Below are 15583 nucleotides of genomic sequence, written 5' to 3'. Positions count from 1 at the left end.
GCGCCAGTGTCAATGCAGCCTCAAATGGGCCGGACGCAGAGGCGTGCGTTCCCAAATAACCACAGGATGCGTCGCGCCACCGTTTAGTTCCGACAGCATTTGTTCGGTTTTCAAGCCCGGAAGGGCCGAGAACACATCGAACAGCGCTTCGGCACCTTCCGCATTCACAGGAATGTGAAGCGTCGGCTGCCCCTGTTGATCCAAAATCCAATGCGCCGGGGACGATGTCGGGTCCAGCGCAAGGCGCTCGATTTCACGTGTCGCAACGATGCCGCCTGTCAGCGGTCCTAGATAAGTGATCTGACCTTCATCGATGGTCACCAGACCGGGGCCACCTGCACCGGTTCGGAACCGGGCACGTTGAATGCCAATAACGGCCAGCGCCACCGAGACTGCGATCAGAACCCAGCCCAGCCAACCCAGCAATCCACCGGGTCCGCCGATCCAGCTGAGGCCGACCAACAAGACGACCCCTGCCACCAGCACTTCGCGCCAGCGCCACAGGGCCAGTTTGGCTTCGGGTCGGATGAAACTCATGCCGTGTCCTCAGGGTTTTTGAACAAAATCAGGGAATAATGGCCTGCTGGCCGGAACCCTATTGCTATATAGGCACGCGCGGCGGCATCGCTAGCGGCAAACAGAACAGCGCGGGTTGCGCCGTTGCTGTGCGCCTCGCGTAGATGTAGCGCCACTGCTAGTCGCGCGTATCCATGCCCCCGAAGATCGGGCGGCGTATAAACACCGCCAATCTGGACAACCTCTGGCAAACGCGAGTTGAACCCGGTCATTCCTACTGGCCGACCATCAATCAGCAAGGCCCGATGGGAATCGCGTTCGATATAGGCAGCGATATCTTTTTGTGCCTGAGGTTGCGCGCGTTCGGGGTCAAAGCCCATTGCTTCGATCAGATAGTCTTGCCGCCATCCCACTGTTATGGATCGGTCCAGTTCATCCAGCGGCACCAGTTTCGCGCTGGTGGCGTCCGGCATGACAAGTTGATTCAGCTCCAGCGAGAACCCCGGCTCGTCACTGTTTAGGGTTGCAGGGCGGTCTTCCCATCCCGCAAGCTGCATGATCCGACGTGCTTGAGTGGCCTCAGCCGCCAGACCGAACAACCTGCGCCCCCGGATCAGGCGAATCGCCTGGGCCAATTCGTCATCCGAGCATTCGGGGCATTGCGGCAGGACCATACCTTCATTTGTGATTCCAAATATCGCCCTCGGATCATCACCCAATGTCCACAAGTTCAAGGCGCGCGGGTCTGAGCCGCGCAAGCCGAAGTCCCGCAGGTTCGCCAGAAGGAACATGGACGTCTGGATATGTTCAAACAGGAACCTGTCGATCTTTGGAACGTCTGCGCCTTGCGCTTCTTGCCAGTTCACACCCAGTCTCCCAGCGCCTGCTGCCACATGGTCAGCGCCGCTACGGCAGCCGTATCGGCGCGCAGGATGCGCGGGCCAAGGCTGACCACATGTGAATAAGGCAACGCGGCCAGCCTCGCGCGTTCACGCTCGGAAAAGCCACCTTCGGGGCCGATGAGAATAGCCCAGGGTTGGTCCGTTTCATTGCCAGCCAACCGCAGGGCCGAGCCTACCTCGGCCTCATCGCAGAACATCAGTTGCCGCCCCTCGGGCCAGCTTTCCAAAACGCGATCCAATCGCTGCAGATCAGCCACCTCGGGCACAAATGTTCCACCGCATTGCTCGGTCGCCTCAACGGCGTGCGCCTGCAAGCGGTCCTGACGAATGCGTTCCGAATTGGTAAATTCCGTCTGCACCGGCATGATCCGCGCCACACCCATTTCCGCTGCCTTTTCAACGATAAAGTCAGTGCGCGCCTTTTTGATCGGCGCGAACAGGAACCACAGGTCTGGAGGCAGTTGCAGCGGTTTGGATTGCTCAACGCATGACAAGACGCCGCCCCGCTTGCCTGCCTCTATTACCTCGGCCAGCCACTCTCCGTCCTGCCCATTGAACAGCGCGACCTGTCCGCCAACGGACAGACGCATGACGCCAAACAGGTAATGGGCCTGCTCGCGCGTCAAAGGAACCGATTGCCCCTGACCCAGAGGGTGCTCTACATACAGTCTGATCTTTGCACTCATGAGACCTTACATATGCAAGGCAATGCCCCAACACCAGACGGTCAGGTTGCCGACGCTGTCAGCGGCAACTGGGTCGATACATATGCGCCCGCGTTCACCCGCCCTTACCTGCGCCTCAGCCGGGCGGACAGGCCCATCGGCACGTGGTTGCTGTTGATTCCCTGCTGGTGGGGATTGGCACTGGCCATCCTCAGCGACGGCACCCCGCGGTGGGAGGATCTGTGGATCGCCATCGGCTGCGCGTTCGGCGCATTTCTGATGCGCGGTGCTGGCTGTACATGGAACGACATCACCGACCGCGAATTCGATGGTCAGGTCGAACGCACACGGTCCCGCCCAATCCCGTCCGGTCAGGTCAGTGTGCGCCAGGCCGTTACCTGGATGGGACTGCAATGCCTGCTGGCGCTGATGATTCTGTTGACCTTCAACCAGGCCGCAATTGCGATGGGCGTACTGTCGCTGTTGCCGGTGACGATCTACCCCTTTGCCAAGCGATTCACCTGGTGGCCGCAGGTGTTTCTGGGGCTGGCCTTCAACTGGGGCATCCTGCTAGCCTGGGCTGCCCACACGGGAACCGTGGGTATACCCGCGATCACCCTGTATCTGGCCGGAATCGTGTGGACGCTGTTCTACGATACGATCTATGCCCATCAGGACGCCGAAGATGACGAGCTGATTGGGATCAAGTCCACAGCCCGGCTGTTTGGAACCGACACTGCGCGATGGTTGAAATATTTCTTGATCGCCACCGTGGCGCTGATGGGGCTGGCAATAATCGACGCGGCAACGACTCAGGCATCAATCATCGCTTTGGTGGTGGCCCTTGCCGGGCCGTGGGCGATGGGGTGGCACATGGCCTGGCAACTGCGTGGACTTGATATTGAGGACAACGCCAAACTGCTGCAATTGTTCCGGGCCAACCGCGACACCGGCCTTATTCCGCTGATCTTCCTCTGCGTCGCCTTGCTGCTCTGATTGCACCTTGGCCTAGCCCTCTGTAAGAGTTCCGAACACTCACCCGAGGAGTCGATAGTCCGCACATGCGCCTGCCTTATGTCTTCGTCGTTGCCTTTGTCTTCCTTGTGTCCGCAGGGTTGTCTCTGTTGGCGGCAAGTTTTGCCGTGACAAAAGTCGAAGAGGCCTCTGAGTTCGCCGTGCGACGTGCGCTGGACCTGAAGGGTCACGACTGGGCCGAGGTCCAATCGGACGGGCTGCGGGTCGTTCTGACCGGTACGGCTTCGGATGAGGCCACACGATTCAACGCTCTGACAGCGGCAGGGACCGAGGTCGACACCTCGCGCGTCATTGACGAAATGGAAGTCGCGCCCACGACGCAGCTGGCCTCGCCACGCTTTTCAGCCGAGATTCTTCGCAATGACAGCGGAATATCGGTTATTGGCCTGATCCCGGCCAGCGAAGATCGCGACGCGCTGACAGAGAGATTGCGCAGACTGAATGACGGACCGGTCTCAGATTTGTTGGAAACCGCCGATTATCCAAAGCCGAAAGGCTGGGACGAAGCGATTACTTATTCGGTCGAGGCGCTGACCCGGTTGCCTCGGGCCAAAATCTCGGCCAGCCCCGGGCTTGTGAAGGTGACCGCAATTGCCGACAGTCAGCAGGAAAAGGAGCGGCTCGAACAAGAACTAACCCGCGCGGCACCGCCGAGCCTACGCATAGGCCTGTCCATCTCGGCACCTCGCCCGGTCATTACGCCCTTTACTTTGCGTTATCTGATCGACGAAAACGGCGGGCGTTTCGACGCCTGCTCAGCCCAGGATGAAAAGGCGCGGGATCGGATCGTCGCGGCCGCCCAGGATGCAGGTCTGGATGGCCCGTACTCCTGCACCATCGGTCTGGGCGAACCGTCTCCACGTTGGCCTGATGCCGCTGTGCTCAGCATTCGGGCCTTGTCAGACATCGGTCAGGGTACGGTTACTTTATCGGACGCCGACATCACTCTGGTCGCGGCTGAAGGTACAAGTACCGCGGTGTTCGACCAGGTGATCGGCGAACTGGAAAACGCACTGCCTGAGGTCTTTGCCCTGCACGCGGTTCTGCCAGAACCCGAAACGGAAAACCAATCCGGCCCGCCCGAATTCTCAGCGACACGCAGCCCCGAAGGTCTGGTGCAAATGCGCGGCCGGCTGGGGGATGAAACCCTTCGCGACATGGTCGACAGCTATGCCCGTGCCGCGTTTGGTTCCGAGCACGTTCATACGGCCACCCGCATCGCCCCTGACCTGCCCGCTGATTGGCCCATTCGCGTTCTCAGCGGGCTTGAGGCGTTGTCGCAACTGCACAATGGCGCGCTGACCGTGACACCGGACGAAGTGGTTCTGAACGGCATCAGCCACGATCCCAAAACCCGGGCATATGTTTCGGGGCTTTTGTCGGAAAAACTGGGCGAGGCGCAAGATTTCAGCCTGTCGATCACCTATCAAAAGCCACCCGAGCCCGCAGACAAGCTGCCCGACCCGGATGTTTGCGAAGAGCGCATCGCCGAGGTTCAGGCGGGTTCCAAAATCGCCTTTGAACCAGGTTCTGCCACGGTCGCCGCCGAATCGCGCGATACGGTCAATCAGATCGCCGACATCCTGCGGGAATGCGGACCCATCCGGCTGGAGATTCAGGGCCACACTGACAGCCAGGGCCGCGAAGAGATGAACCAGCAGCTCAGCCAGTCGCGTGCACAATCCATCTTAAATGAGCTGCGCGCGCGGCGCGTGCCCACAGCCAGCTTTACTGCCTTGGGCTATGGTGAAACCCAGCCAATCGCCGACAATGACACCGAAACCGGGCGCGAAGAAAACAGACGCATCGAATTCCGCCTGATCCGGCCCGAATCCACCGCTGAATCTCAAACCGCGTTGGAAGCGATGGAAGACGAAACAGAGACGTCACAAGACGCAGAGCCAGAGGCCGAAGCCGCGGAAACGGATGCGGAAACCGACTCGGGCGCAGGGGACCAGTAAATTGAACAGAATCGAATTCATTATCGCGACCGCCGTCATATTGTTTGCCGCCTTTAGCATGGGATGGTTCGCCAACTGGCTGGCCCATCGCCTGTCGCGCGTCCGCCAAAGCGACGTCGCCGATCTGGACCGCATGAGCCAGGAGCTGCATGAGGCAGAAGAAACCCGCGACCAGGCCATCACCTATCTGCAGCAGCGCGAGGCCGAACTGACCAACCAGCTGACCCAGACCGAGGCCGAATTGGCCGCCGCCATGGACGGCCTGCGCGCCGCCCGGCAAGAGGCGGAAGAACTACGCGGGCGTATCAACAACGCGGATTGATCCCAGCCCCGGGCTTAATAGCTGACCCCGGTTGGGGCCGACTGCACCTTCGGCACAAATCAGCCGATCCGAGGCAATCGCCTTCAATTCTTACAACAAATTCAATATTAGGAATTGGTGCATTTTTTACACATGCACATCACTGTTCACTATCCAGAAAATTGGAGTGTACTATGAATTTCAAATCATCATTAACAACCGCTGCGACTCTAAGCATCTTCTCTGCTGTAGCCGCTTGGGCTTCAAGTGACGTCATACCGTCAGAGAACGATACCTTCACCAACTGGGGCGAAGAATCCGGTTGGACTATCTTTGTGGATGACTCCCGCGGGTCCTGCCTGATCGAGCGTATGGACGAAAACCAGAACGTCGTTCAGATGGGTCTGACCAAGGACCACGAGATGGGCTATCTTGGTGTGTTCACGAAGAACGACATTGGCCTGAAGGGTAAGAAGGAAAAGATCTTCCTGTCACTCGACGGCAACGTCTACGAAGCTGAGGCGCACAAGAAGACTAAGCATCTCGCCGACGGATATACAGGCGGATACATCCTTGCGAACAACGCCCAGTTTGTGGATGACGTCATGAACAAATACGAAATGACCGTGTTTCCGAAGAAAGAGTTCGCATTCACCGTCAGTCTGGATGGTACTAAAAAAGCCATCGAAGCGGCACGGCAATGTAACACCGAACAAAGCACCTAACTCGCTATGATAGACCCGGCACCAGATAATCCGGTGCCGGGCACAGAACCTACCACCGCGTCAGCGCATCTTCATCCTCATCCTTGGCTGCGACCCATTCCGCGCCGGATGTGGTGATTTCTTTTTTCCAGAATGGCGCGCGGGATTTTAGGTAATCCATCAGGTATTCTGCCGCCTCAAACGCATCCTTGCGGTGCCGCGCGGCAGTAGCCACCATCATGATTCGGTCCCCGGGGGCAAGGCGCCCGTGGCGGTGGATCACCAGAACATCGCCCAACGACCAGCGCTGCTGTGCCTCTTCGGCTATTTTGGTTAGCGCGCGTTCGGTCATACCGGGGTAATGCTCGATCTCCATCACATCCAGATCACCGGATGCCAGATCGCGCACCACGCCGGTAAAGGTCACGATGGCGCCGTTGGCATCGTCTCCGGCAGCGAAGGTATTGGCTTCGGCCCCAAGATCAAATTCTTCTTCCTGAACCGCGATGCGCATGGTTTTAGCCGCCGGTCATTGGCGGGAAAAAAGCCACTTCGCGCACACCAGCAAGCGATGCGTCAAAATCGGACAGCTCCTGATCCAGTGCCACGCGCAGTGCGGACAGGTCCGCAAATGCGGCAGCATAGCGGTCTTCACGCGCGCTCAGCTCGGCGACCAGATCGGATACGGTCGCGGCCTTGGTCTCGATCCGTTCTTTCGGCAGGCCGATCCGTTCGCGTACCCATGCAAAATACAGCACGTCCATCCCTTAGCTCTCCTTCAGATGGGGCATGGCTTTACGTAGGTAGTCATAGCCGGTGATCAATGTCAGGGCCGCCGCGATCCACAACAGCCACAGCCCAATGCGACCGGACCAGAACATCGCCTCGAGGTGCCAGCGCATATGATTCAGGTCTTCCAATTGACCTGTCAGAACCTGATCCATAGTCGCGGCATCCATGCCAAATGTAGCCATCACAAAATAGTGTTCGAAAATCCCCTGCGAAAACAGAATGGCAATCGCCACCATCTGCGCGGTCGTTTTCCATTTCGCCAGCTTTGTGACCTTCAGCGTTCCAGCTGTATCGCCCAGATACTCCCGCAGGCCTGAGACAAAAACTTCGCGGAACAGGATTACTGTGGCAGGTAATACCAACCAGGGCGTCCAGTGCTCAGCGGAGTAACCCACAAGGATCATCAGCGCGATCACCACCATCGCCTTGTCCGCAATCGGGTCCAACATGGCGCCGATCTTGGTTTCCTGTTTCCACGCACGCGCCAGATATCCGTCGAACCAGTCGGTAATGGCTGCCGTCAGAAACAGGATCAGCGCAAACCAGTCTGCATAGGGTCTGGTGAAATACAGAAACATTACGGCCAGACCGGGCGCGGCCAGTAGGCGCAGGACGGTCAGGATATTCGGCAGGTTCCACTTCATGAAGCAGACCCTACATCGCTGACCGGGGACAGGAAAGACGGGGCGGAAAAAAACTGTACCGATCACAGAGGCTTGGTCAAAGCGCCGCAGTCCGGCGCGGCTGCGGTTATTGGCCTTGGCCCCGGGTCGGATTGTCGTCAGAGTGCCGCCCATTAGGCCCAATGGCAAAGACGAACCGATGACCCCAAATATTGAGACCGACGCGCGCGCGAACCTGATCGGTAGCGCATGGATGATCGGCGCGATGGCATGTTTCGCACTGGAAGACGCGCTGCTGAAAGCGGCGGCGGTTGCCTTGCCCGTCTGGCAAATTCTTGTCCTGTTCGGATTGGGTGGCGCGGTGATCTTTGCCTGTGTCGCGATGGCACGTGGCACGCGGCTGTTGCAACCGGATGTTCTGTCACCCGCGATGAAAATCCGCGCGGTGTTCGAAATTCTCGGACGGCTGTTCTACGTCCTGGCTATCACACTGACGCCCTTGTCATCTGCAACCGTTATCCTGCAGGCCACCCCGCTTGTGGTCGTCGCCTGTGCCGCGCTGCTATTCGGAGAGACCGTTGGTTGGCGGCGGTGGAGCGCCATTCTCGTTGGCCTGATCGGCGTTGTGATCATCATCCAACCAACTGGTGACAGTTTCACCATCCTGTCCCTGCTGGCCGTGCTGGGGATGTTGGGATTTGCAGGTCGCGATCTGGCCAGCCGGGTCGCACCCGCCAGCCTTGGAACCGAAGTTTTAGGGTTCTACGGCTTTGTCAGCGTGATTGTCGCCGGGTTTGCCTACAGCTTTTGGGAACAGGCCCCCATCGCGCCTGTGCCCTTCCACACGTGCCTGCATGTCGCCGGAGCCGTAGGCCTTGGCGCAATCGCATACGGTTCCTTGATGAAAGCCATGCGGACGGGAGAAGTATCCGCCGTCACGCCCTTCCGCTATTCCCGCCTGCTGTTTGGTGTCGCCCTGGGTGTGGTCTTCTTTGGCGAGGATCTCGACCAGACGATGTGGATCGGCAGTTCGCTGATCGTCGCCTCGGGCCTGTACATATTGTGGCGCGGGCGCAAGGCCTAGCCTTTGTCGTGGAAGAAGTCGTAGACCTTTTGCGCCAACCCGGCTGAGATCCCCTCGACCGCTTTCAAATCCGCCAGATTGGCCCGGCTGACCGCCTTGGCACTGCCAAAATGCGCCAGCAATGCACGCTTACGCGCGGCACCAACTCCGGGGATTTCGTCCAACGGCGTCGCGCCGACCGCTTTGGCCCGTTTGGCACGGTGAGTGCCGATTGCAAACCGGTGCGCCTCATCCCGCAGGCGCTGAATAAAATATAGCACCGGGTCGTTGCGTTTTAATGCAAAAGGGCGCTGACCGGTACGGTGGAACTCTTCTTTACCGTGATCACGATCAACCCCCTTTGCAACACCGACCATAGGGATATCTTCGACCCCATGCTCGACCATGATTTCGCGCACAGCACTCACCTGCCCCGCGCCGCCGTCGATTAGCAACAGGTCGGGCCACAATCCCTTGTCACGATCCGGATCCTCTTTTTGCAAGCGGGTAAAGCGGCGGGTCAGAACCTCTTTCATCATCCCGAAATCGTCACCAGGGGTCAGGTCGTCGCCCCGAATGTTGAACTTTCGATAGGCATTTTTCATGAACCCTTCTGGGCCTGCCACGATCATCCCACCAACAGCGTTGGTGCCTTGGATATGAGAGTTATCGTAAACCTCGATCCGGTTCGGCGGGCTGTCCAGATCAAACGCTTCGGCCACGCCACGCAACAGCTTGGCCTGCGTGGCGCTTTCCGACATCCGACGGGCCAAGGATTCCCGCGCGTTGCGCAAGGCCCCTGCAATCAGTTCCTGTTTCTCACCCCGTTGAGGCACCAAAATTTCGACCTTGCGTCCCGCCTTCTCGCTTAGTGCTTCTTGCATCAGGTCAGCGTTTTCGACGGCATCCGAAAGGATCAGTTGCCGCGGCGGTTCCTTGTTGTCGTAGAACTGGCCAAGGAAAGCCTCCATCACCTCAGCCGCGGACACATCCGCACCGACACGAGGATAGAAATCCTTGTTTCCCCAGTTTTGATTGGCGCGGATAAAGAACACCTGAACACAAGCCTGCCCGCTGTCCAAATAAAGGCCAATCACATCCGCCTCAGCCACACCGCGCGGATTGATTCCCTGCGAAGTCTGCACCTGCGTCAGCGCCCGAATGCGATCTCGCAGCCCGGCGGCACGTTCGAACTCCATCGCCTCGGACGCGGCCATCATCTGTTCGGCCAGCTCCTCTTGCACTTTGGTCGACCGCCCCGACAGGAACCGCTCGGCATCTTTGACGCTTTCGCCGTATTCGTCATCCGAGATCAGACCAACGCATGGCCCCGAGCACCGCTTGATCTGATAAAGCAGACAGGGCCGCGTGCGGCCGTCAAACATGGAATCCGAGCAATTGCGCAACAGAAACGCCTTTTGCAGCTGGTTCAACGTCCGATTGACCGCGCCTGCACTGGCGAAGGGGCCGAAATAGGTCCCCTTCTCTTTCTTCGCGCCACGGTGCTTTTTGATCTGCGGAAAGGCATGGTCCTTGGCGACCAGAATATTGGGAAAGCTTTTGTCGTCGCGCAGCAGCACGTTGTACTTGGGCTTGAGCTGCTTGATCAGGTTCTGTTCCAGCAACAGCGCCTCGGTCTCAGTCCTTGTGGTCAGGAACATCATCGAGGCTGTCGCCGCGATCATCCGCTCAATCCGCCCCGAATGCCCCGGCCGCGCATAGTTCGACACACGCGCCTTGAGATTACGCGCTTTGCCCACGTACAGAACCCGGCTGTCCGCATCCAACATGCGATACACACCGGGGGAACTGTCCAGCGTTTTCAGATACCGCTGAATGCACGCATAGCCGGTCATTTGAGTGTCTTGGGTCGGGTCGCTGTCTGTCGTCATTTGCCTGAGATATGATTCTCTGACCATGGCTGCAATCTTGTGGCCTTCAGATCAAGAGAAAACAAATCCACGGTTTCTGTGGATAAGTGTGAAGATAAGTTTCTGAGCTTGGCAAATTTCCCTTGTTTCATTAAGGAATCCTTGATTTGCACAAAAAATAAGCAAATACTTAACCTATTGTTTTTATTGTAAATATTTTCATTCACAAGGCAAGTGTATGAAAAAAAAGACATTTTTGTAACGAGTAGGTAACAGAAATGAGAGCGGTGCAAAACTTACAGCAGTTTTACTTATTCAAGGCCCAGAACGTCCGGCGTTTTCCACCCCAGATGCTGCCCGCCGTCGACGCATAAAAGCTGCCCCGTGACCGCGTGCGCATCTAGGAAATAGCCCAAGGCGGCAGTGATATCTGACGGGTTCGACCCGCGTTCCAGAACCGTGTTTGCGCGCTGCGCCTGAAAGTGTTCTTCGCTTTGCCGGTGGCCCTGCATCGTTGGTCCTGGCCCGATCGCATTGACGCGGATCGCTGGCGTGAGCGCCTGCGCCGAGGTTCGGGTCAAGGCCCACAGACCCATTTTGGCAATCGTATAGGTCATGAACTCTGGCGTGAGCTTGCGCACCCGCATATCGACCATGTTGACGATCAGGCCGGTGGCAACAGGTTCGCCCGCCTCGTCCGTGCCCGGCTTCAGCCCCTGCGCAGCCATGGCCTGCGTCAGAACGAATGGCGCGCGCAGGTTGCTGTCGAGATGCCGGTCCCAGCTTTGCCGCGTGGCGGTTTGAAGGCCGTCGTATTCAAAAATCGATGCGTTGTTCACCAGACAGGTGATTGGTCCACCCAACGCCTCTGCCGCACGGGGCAGCAAGGTCAGGACCTGCGCCTCATCCAGCAGATCGGCGTGCAAGGCGACCGCCTTGCGCCCAAGCGCCTGCACCTCGGCTACGGTCTCGGCGGCAGGTTGTTCAGACGTCGCATAGTGCACGGCGACGTCATATCCCCGCTTTGCCAGATACAGGGCCATTGCCCGACCAAGACGAATACCTGCACCGGTCACTAATGCTCGGGCCATGGATTTCCCCCTATCTTCAGGTCACGCCAACAGCGAGACGATGTAGACGGCATACAGCAGCGTCAACACCAGACCCCAGCCGCGTGTGATATCTTGTTTCAAGAACACGAACGGGATCAACAGAAGCGATGCGCCCAGCATGACCCACAGATCGAAACGCAGGAATTCCGGGTCCACAGGGATACGTCCAAACAAAGTGGCGATACCGACGATGGCCAAAAGGTTGAACATGTTCGACCCGATCACGTTGCCCAAGGCGACATCCGCCTGTCTGCGCAAGGCCGCCATGACGGTCGTGGCCAGTTCCGGCAAGGATGTCCCAACTGCGATCAGCGTCAGTCCGATAATCGTTTCGCTGACGCCATATGTGCGGGCAATGATCGTGGCGTTGTCGACCAGAAGATGTGCACCCATCGGCAGGCCGATCAGGCCCAGGACCAGATAGATCGATAGCTTCCAATAGGGCATGTCCGGATCGGCCTCTTCCAGACCTTCCAACTCATCCTCTTCCCCACAGGCTTCACCGCAGGCTCTGCGATGCGCGCGCGCATCGCGGAATGCGTTGAACAGGACCAAACCCAAAGCAGCTAGCAAAATTGCGCCGCTAGCCAAATTGAATACACCGCAGAATGCCAGACCGATGAACAGCACCGTGGCCAGTAACATGAACACATAGTTTCTTCTGGTGTTGCATTCACTGGTGTGAAGCGTGGCAAGCAAGGCTGGCAGACCCAGAACCAGCAAGATGTTCGCCGTATTCGACCCGACCACGTTACCCAGCGCAATCCCCGGCGCGTTTTCCTTGATCGCGCTGATCGCGATCAACAGCTCGGGGGCAGAGGTGCCAAAGGCCACAATGGTCAGGCTGACGATCAGGGCTGGTACACCCAGGCGCAGGCTCAGGTTCACTGCACCGCGGACCAGAGCATCACCTGCGAGAAGCAAGATCAGCAAGCCGAGGCCGGATAACAGCCATGCCGTCATGTACGGCCTCCTTTTTCGCAGGAGCAAGGCCCCTTACCGATACTGAACCGTCCACAGCGCGGACATCTTGCAGACTGCAACTTCTTCTGCCCCGGAAAGCGCAACTTGCCGAACATCGCCAGGACACCCATGGCAATCAGGAAAAGGGTGACAACCTTGACGATCACGTCACAAACCAAAGCGCGCGTAGGCCGCCCGCTCCTCAATTCCGGTTATGGCGTCCTGGGCAAGTGTGGTCCCGAACCGCGACCAGAACGGTTTGCGCAGACCATAGCGGCGGAACTTCACCTTGTCGCCGAACCGCTCCTGCATTTTTGGCCTCAGGTGTGCAACGCCGTCAATCAGGCCCAGTTCTTGCGCACGCCTGGCAAGCCAGACCTCGCCCGTGAACAGATCCGCACTTTGATCCAGCTTGTCACCGCGGCGGGCTTTGACATGGTCGATGAAGTTCGCGTGGATATCACCCAGCAAGCCCTGAAGTCGCGCGACATCTTCTTCTTTTTCCGGCGAAAACGGGTCGAGCATTGACTTTGATTTGCCCGCCGTATGTACGCGCCGCTCGATGCCTTGCCGCGCCAGAAGGACATGCGCGCCAAACCCGGCCGAAATCACACCGATCGACCCCAGGACCGAGCTGTCATCGGCCCAAATTTCGTCGGCGGCAGCGGCCAGCCAGTAGCCGCCAGACGCTGCAACGTCTTCGACGAAGGCAATAACGGGGATCTCAAGCTCTTCCGACAGCCGCCGGATTCGCGACCCGATCAGAGAGCTTTGCACCGGCGATCCACCGGGCGAGTTGATCTCAAGCGCCACGGCCGCAGGTTTACCTTTGCGAAACGCCTTTTCCAGAACGGGGGCCAGCGCGGTATCGTTCAACGATCCACGCCCCGCCATTCCGATAGCGCCGGATAGGCGAACCACGGCCACGAGGGGCTGCTTTTTGACAAATGGCAGGCTGAGCTTCATGGGTGCCGATGTAGAGTGCGGCTGAGCCCTAAACAAGGGACCGTTCGAGCCTTAGACGTGACGTGAACCAAATTCACACACGTGGCGGGCAAAAATGCAACGCCCTAGCTGCGAATACGCCAACCGGTTTTGAATATCCAGCCGATCACAGCCAGACAAGTCCCCGTGAACACCAGAATCGCCAGCAGGCTGAATCCGATCGGGACATCGGCCAACCCGTAAAACGACCAGCGGAACCCGGAAATCAGGTAAACAACCGGATTGAACAGGGTGATCGTCTGCCAAACAGGCGGCAGCATCGAGATCGAATAGAACGTTCCGCCCAGAAAGATCAGTGGCGTGATAACCAGCTGTGGCACCAAAGATATTTGTTCAAAGTTGCTGGCCCATATCCCTACGATAAAGCCCAACAGCGAAAAACTGAGGCAGGACAGGATCAGGAACGCTGCCATCGCAAAGGGATGTTCGATGCGTATGTCCACGAAGAATGTGGCTGTCACCAAGATTACCAGCCCGACAAACAACGACTTGGTGGCGGCGGCCCCGACGTAACCTATTACGATCTCAATAAAATTCACTGGCGCCGACAACAGTTCGTATATCGTACCAAGGAATTTCGGGAAGTAGATCCCGAAAGACGCGTTCGAGATTGCCAGCATCACAACGGACAACATGATAAGCCCTGGCACGATGAACGCGCCATAAGATACACCCTCGACCTCTTGGATGCGGCTGCCGATCGCAGTGCCGAAGACCACAAAATACAATGAGGTCGACAGGACCGGCGACAGAAAGCTCTGTGCCAGAGTGCGGAAGAATCGGGCCATTTCGAACCGGTAGATTGCTGCGATGGCAGACCAGTTCATGCGGGTTCTCCGGATACCAGGTTCACGAAAATCTCTTCCAGGCTCGACTGCCGGGTCTGCACGTCGCGCAGAACAAGCCCCGCCTGCGCCACGTCGTTCAGCAAAGTGGTGATCCCAGTGCGGTCCGCGTGGGTGTCATAGGTATAGACCAGCGCGTCGCCATTGCCGTTCAACGTCAGGTTATGCACAGCCAGACTGTCGGGAATGGCCTGGATAGGATCGGCCAGCATAACCTCGATCTGTTTCTTGCCCATCTGGGCCATCAGGGTGTTCTTGTCCTGGACCAGCCGCAGCTCACCCTTGTCGATCACACCTACCCTGTCGGCGATGGCTTCGGCCTCTTCGATGTAATGTGTCGTCAGGATGATGGTTACCCCGGCCTTTTTCAGCTCGGCCACGATCTCCCACATATCCTTGCGCAGTTCGACATCTACGCCGGCGGTCGGCTCATCCAGGAACAGCACGCGCGGCTCATGTGCCAGGGCCTTGGCAATCAGCACGCGGCGCTTCATGCCGCCGGACAGTTCCTTGATCGCGTTTTTACGCTTGTCCCACAAAGACAGCTTGCGCAGGATCTCTTCGATCCGGGCGTTGTCGCTGCCATATCCGAACAGGCCGCGAGAGAACCGGACCGTGTTCCAAACTTTCTCAAACGGCTCAAGCGCGATTTCCTGCGGCACCAGCCCGATCATCCGCCGCGCTGCACGAAATTCGGTCTGGATGTCATGCCCACCTACAGTAACGGTGCCAGAAGTCGGAGTGGTTATGCCGCACACGGTGGAAATTAGGGTCGTCTTGCCAGCCCCATTCGGGCCCAGCAACGCCAGAATTTCGCCCTGCTCGATATCCAAGGACACCCCTTTGAGCGCCTCGAATCCGTCGGCATAGGACTTACGCAAATCCCTGATGGACAGAATAGTTGTCATGCACATTCCCTGTTCTGGCGGGGACACTACCCCGACGGCCCGGCACAGAACAGGTCAATTCCGCACATTGTTCTGCGCTTTTTTGTGGGCGCGCGGCTGTGTCAGGTCTGCGGCACCGCCGCCATTCGGTAGTCCGCTTGTGTACATGCTCAATTAGCAAACACGCATCAGGCAAACGCGCATAATGTTGTCCTTGCCGATAGGCTGCGGGCACCGTGCGGTTCAATTGCGGCCAACATCAAACGCTGCGGCGGATGCAGGCGCACTATCACAGTCAGTTGAATCTGGTCTTGCAATCCCTGGGCATCCCCGAAAAC

At 58.2% G+C, this 15583-nt stretch carries 17 protein-coding genes; 5 read left to right on the top strand and 12 right to left on the bottom strand.

What is annotated here, in order from left to right; genetic code table 11:
* Nucleotides 1-9: 9 nt before the first annotated feature.
* Genes AC2FFH_RS12525 through AC2FFH_RS12515 form a run of 3 tightly spaced genes read right to left on the bottom strand, consistent with a single transcriptional unit; the run spans nucleotide 10 to nucleotide 2104 of the window.
* Entirely contained in the window at nucleotides 10-537 is a 528-nt protein-coding gene (locus AC2FFH_RS12525) for a hypothetical protein (RefSeq protein WP_058273616.1), read from the bottom strand.
* Nucleotides 534-1382 carry a GNAT family N-acetyltransferase gene (locus AC2FFH_RS12520; protein WP_496844514.1) on the bottom strand — a complete coding sequence of 283 codons (849 nt, stop codon included), beginning with the start codon at nucleotides 1380-1382 and terminating at the stop codon, nucleotides 534-536. The genes AC2FFH_RS12525 and AC2FFH_RS12520 overlap by 4 nt, the downstream gene beginning before the upstream one ends.
* Nucleotides 1379-2104 carry a 16S rRNA (uracil(1498)-N(3))-methyltransferase gene (locus AC2FFH_RS12515; RefSeq protein ID WP_496844513.1) on the bottom strand — a complete coding sequence of 242 codons (726 nt, stop codon included), beginning with the start codon at nucleotides 2102-2104 and terminating at the stop codon, nucleotides 1379-1381. Before AC2FFH_RS12515 ends, AC2FFH_RS12520 begins: the two co-directional genes overlap by 4 nt.
* A 12-nt stretch (nucleotides 2105-2116) precedes the next feature.
* Between AC2FFH_RS12515 and ubiA the strand changes: the two genes are divergently transcribed.
* The 4 genes from ubiA (at nucleotide 2117) to AC2FFH_RS12495 (ending at nucleotide 6105) form a co-directional block, all read left to right on the top strand.
* Nucleotides 2117-3079: a 4-hydroxybenzoate octaprenyltransferase gene (ubiA, locus tag AC2FFH_RS12510; RefSeq protein ID WP_496844512.1), complete on the top strand. Its 963-nt coding sequence runs from the start codon at nucleotides 2117-2119 to the stop codon at nucleotides 3077-3079.
* 65 nt (nucleotides 3080-3144) lie between these two features.
* Nucleotides 3145-5079 (top strand): OmpA family protein, encoded by a 1935-nt coding sequence (locus AC2FFH_RS12505; protein WP_496767693.1) that lies wholly within the window; start codon nucleotides 3145-3147, stop codon nucleotides 5077-5079.
* 1 nt (nucleotide 5080) lies between these two features.
* Nucleotides 5081-5401 (top strand): hypothetical protein, encoded by a 321-nt coding sequence (locus tag AC2FFH_RS12500; protein ID WP_058278866.1) that lies wholly within the window; start codon nucleotides 5081-5083, stop codon nucleotides 5399-5401.
* 173 nt (nucleotides 5402-5574) lie between these two features.
* Nucleotides 5575-6105: a hypothetical protein gene (locus tag AC2FFH_RS12495; RefSeq protein ID WP_058278867.1), complete on the top strand. Its 531-nt coding sequence runs from the start codon at nucleotides 5575-5577 to the stop codon at nucleotides 6103-6105.
* A gap of 49 nt (nucleotides 6106-6154) precedes the next feature.
* Here the strand turns inward: AC2FFH_RS12495 and AC2FFH_RS12490 are convergent, their stop codons facing one another.
* From AC2FFH_RS12490 to pgsA, 3 genes are read right to left on the bottom strand one after another with little or no spacing between them, the layout of a single operon-like run.
* Nucleotides 6155-6598 (bottom strand): molybdenum cofactor biosynthesis protein MoaE, encoded by a 444-nt coding sequence (locus AC2FFH_RS12490; protein WP_282121369.1) that lies wholly within the window; start codon nucleotides 6596-6598, stop codon nucleotides 6155-6157.
* A gap of 4 nt (nucleotides 6599-6602) precedes the next feature.
* Nucleotides 6603-6848, bottom strand: a complete 246-nt coding sequence (moaD, locus tag AC2FFH_RS12485) for a molybdopterin converting factor subunit 1 (RefSeq protein WP_496727279.1) — start codon at nucleotides 6846-6848, stop codon at nucleotides 6603-6605.
* Nucleotides 6849-6851: 3 nt separating this feature from the next.
* Nucleotides 6852-7520, bottom strand: coding sequence for a CDP-diacylglycerol--glycerol-3-phosphate 3-phosphatidyltransferase (pgsA, locus tag AC2FFH_RS12480; protein WP_282121368.1), 669 nt, complete (start codon nucleotides 7518-7520; stop codon nucleotides 6852-6854).
* A gap of 178 nt (nucleotides 7521-7698) precedes the next feature.
* Here pgsA and AC2FFH_RS12475 point away from each other — a divergent pair, with 178 nt between their 5' ends.
* Nucleotides 7699-8583: a DMT family transporter gene (locus tag AC2FFH_RS12475; RefSeq protein WP_496844511.1), complete on the top strand. Its 885-nt coding sequence runs from the start codon at nucleotides 7699-7701 to the stop codon at nucleotides 8581-8583.
* Here AC2FFH_RS12475 and uvrC read toward each other — a convergent pair.
* The 6 genes from uvrC to AC2FFH_RS12445 form a co-directional block, all read right to left on the bottom strand.
* Nucleotides 8580-10454, bottom strand: a complete 1875-nt coding sequence (uvrC, locus tag AC2FFH_RS12470; protein ID WP_496844509.1) for an excinuclease ABC subunit UvrC — start codon at nucleotides 10452-10454, stop codon at nucleotides 8580-8582. The two genes, AC2FFH_RS12475 and uvrC, sit on opposite strands and share 4 nt — an antisense overlap.
* Before the next feature lie 290 nt (nucleotides 10455-10744).
* Nucleotides 10745-11524 carry an SDR family oxidoreductase gene (locus AC2FFH_RS12465; RefSeq protein ID WP_496779033.1) on the bottom strand — a complete coding sequence of 260 codons (780 nt, stop codon included), beginning with the start codon at nucleotides 11522-11524 and terminating at the stop codon, nucleotides 10745-10747.
* 21 nt (nucleotides 11525-11545) lie between these two features.
* Nucleotides 11546-12508 carry a calcium/sodium antiporter gene (locus AC2FFH_RS12460; protein ID WP_496779035.1) on the bottom strand — a complete coding sequence of 321 codons (963 nt, stop codon included), beginning with the start codon at nucleotides 12506-12508 and terminating at the stop codon, nucleotides 11546-11548.
* A 168-nt stretch (nucleotides 12509-12676) separates the two neighbouring features.
* A complete protein-coding gene (locus tag AC2FFH_RS12455) occupies nucleotides 12677-13474 on the bottom strand; it encodes a S49 family peptidase (RefSeq protein ID WP_496779037.1) in 798 nt (265 codons plus the stop codon).
* Between the two features lie 104 nt (nucleotides 13475-13578).
* The gene (locus tag AC2FFH_RS12450; RefSeq protein ID WP_496727270.1) at nucleotides 13579-14340 is read right to left on the bottom strand and encodes an ABC transporter permease; all 762 of its coding nucleotides are present in this window, start codon (nucleotides 14338-14340) and stop codon (nucleotides 13579-13581) included.
* On the bottom strand, nucleotides 14337-15266 hold the full coding sequence (locus AC2FFH_RS12445) for an ABC transporter ATP-binding protein (protein ID WP_058273632.1): 930 nt from the start codon (nucleotides 15264-15266) through the stop codon (nucleotides 14337-14339). The genes AC2FFH_RS12450 and AC2FFH_RS12445 overlap by 4 nt, the downstream gene beginning before the upstream one ends.
* Nucleotides 15267-15583 lie beyond the last annotated feature (317 nt).

This window comes from Ruegeria sp. YTSC003 (genome assembly GCF_059609785.1).
This window is presented reverse-complemented; position numbering and strand designations above follow the sequence as displayed.

What these genes read in the sequence shown, in the direction of transcription:
- AC2FFH_RS12525 (WP_058273616.1), bottom strand. Translation starts at nt 537, where the DNA reads ATGAGTTTCATCCGACCCGAAGCCAAACTGGCCCTGTGGCGCTGGCGC.
- AC2FFH_RS12515 (WP_496844513.1), bottom strand. Translation starts at nt 2,104, where the DNA reads ATGAGTGCAAAGATCAGACTGTATGTAGAGCACCCTCTGGGTCAGGGG.
- ubiA (WP_496844512.1), top strand. Translation starts at nt 2,117, where the DNA reads ATGCAAGGCAATGCCCCAACACCAGACGGTCAGGTTGCCGACGCTGTC.
- AC2FFH_RS12505 (WP_496767693.1), top strand. Translation starts at nt 3,145, where the DNA reads ATGCGCCTGCCTTATGTCTTCGTCGTTGCCTTTGTCTTCCTTGTGTCC.
- AC2FFH_RS12495 (WP_058278867.1), top strand. Translation starts at nt 5,575, where the DNA reads ATGAATTTCAAATCATCATTAACAACCGCTGCGACTCTAAGCATCTTC.
- AC2FFH_RS12490 (WP_282121369.1), bottom strand. Translation starts at nt 6,598, where the DNA reads ATGCGCATCGCGGTTCAGGAAGAAGAATTTGATCTTGGGGCCGAAGCC.
- moaD (WP_496727279.1), bottom strand. Translation starts at nt 6,848, where the DNA reads ATGGACGTGCTGTATTTTGCATGGGTACGCGAACGGATCGGCCTGCCG.
- pgsA (WP_282121368.1), bottom strand. Translation starts at nt 7,520, where the DNA reads ATGAAGTGGAACCTGCCGAATATCCTGACCGTCCTGCGCCTACTGGCC.
- AC2FFH_RS12475 (WP_496844511.1), top strand. Translation starts at nt 7,699, where the DNA reads ATGACCCCAAATATTGAGACCGACGCGCGCGCGAACCTGATCGGTAGC.
- uvrC (WP_496844509.1), bottom strand. Translation starts at nt 10,454, where the DNA reads ATGACGACAGACAGCGACCCGACCCAAGACACTCAAATGACCGGCTAT.
- AC2FFH_RS12465 (WP_496779033.1), bottom strand. Translation starts at nt 11,524, where the DNA reads ATGGCCCGAGCATTAGTGACCGGTGCAGGTATTCGTCTTGGTCGGGCA.
- AC2FFH_RS12460 (WP_496779035.1), bottom strand. Translation starts at nt 12,508, where the DNA reads ATGACGGCATGGCTGTTATCCGGCCTCGGCTTGCTGATCTTGCTTCTC.
- AC2FFH_RS12455 (WP_496779037.1), bottom strand. Translation starts at nt 13,474, where the DNA reads ATGAAGCTCAGCCTGCCATTTGTCAAAAAGCAGCCCCTCGTGGCCGTG.
- AC2FFH_RS12450 (WP_496727270.1), bottom strand. Translation starts at nt 14,340, where the DNA reads ATGAACTGGTCTGCCATCGCAGCAATCTACCGGTTCGAAATGGCCCGA.
- AC2FFH_RS12445 (WP_058273632.1), bottom strand. Translation starts at nt 15,266, where the DNA reads ATGACAACTATTCTGTCCATCAGGGATTTGCGTAAGTCCTATGCCGAC.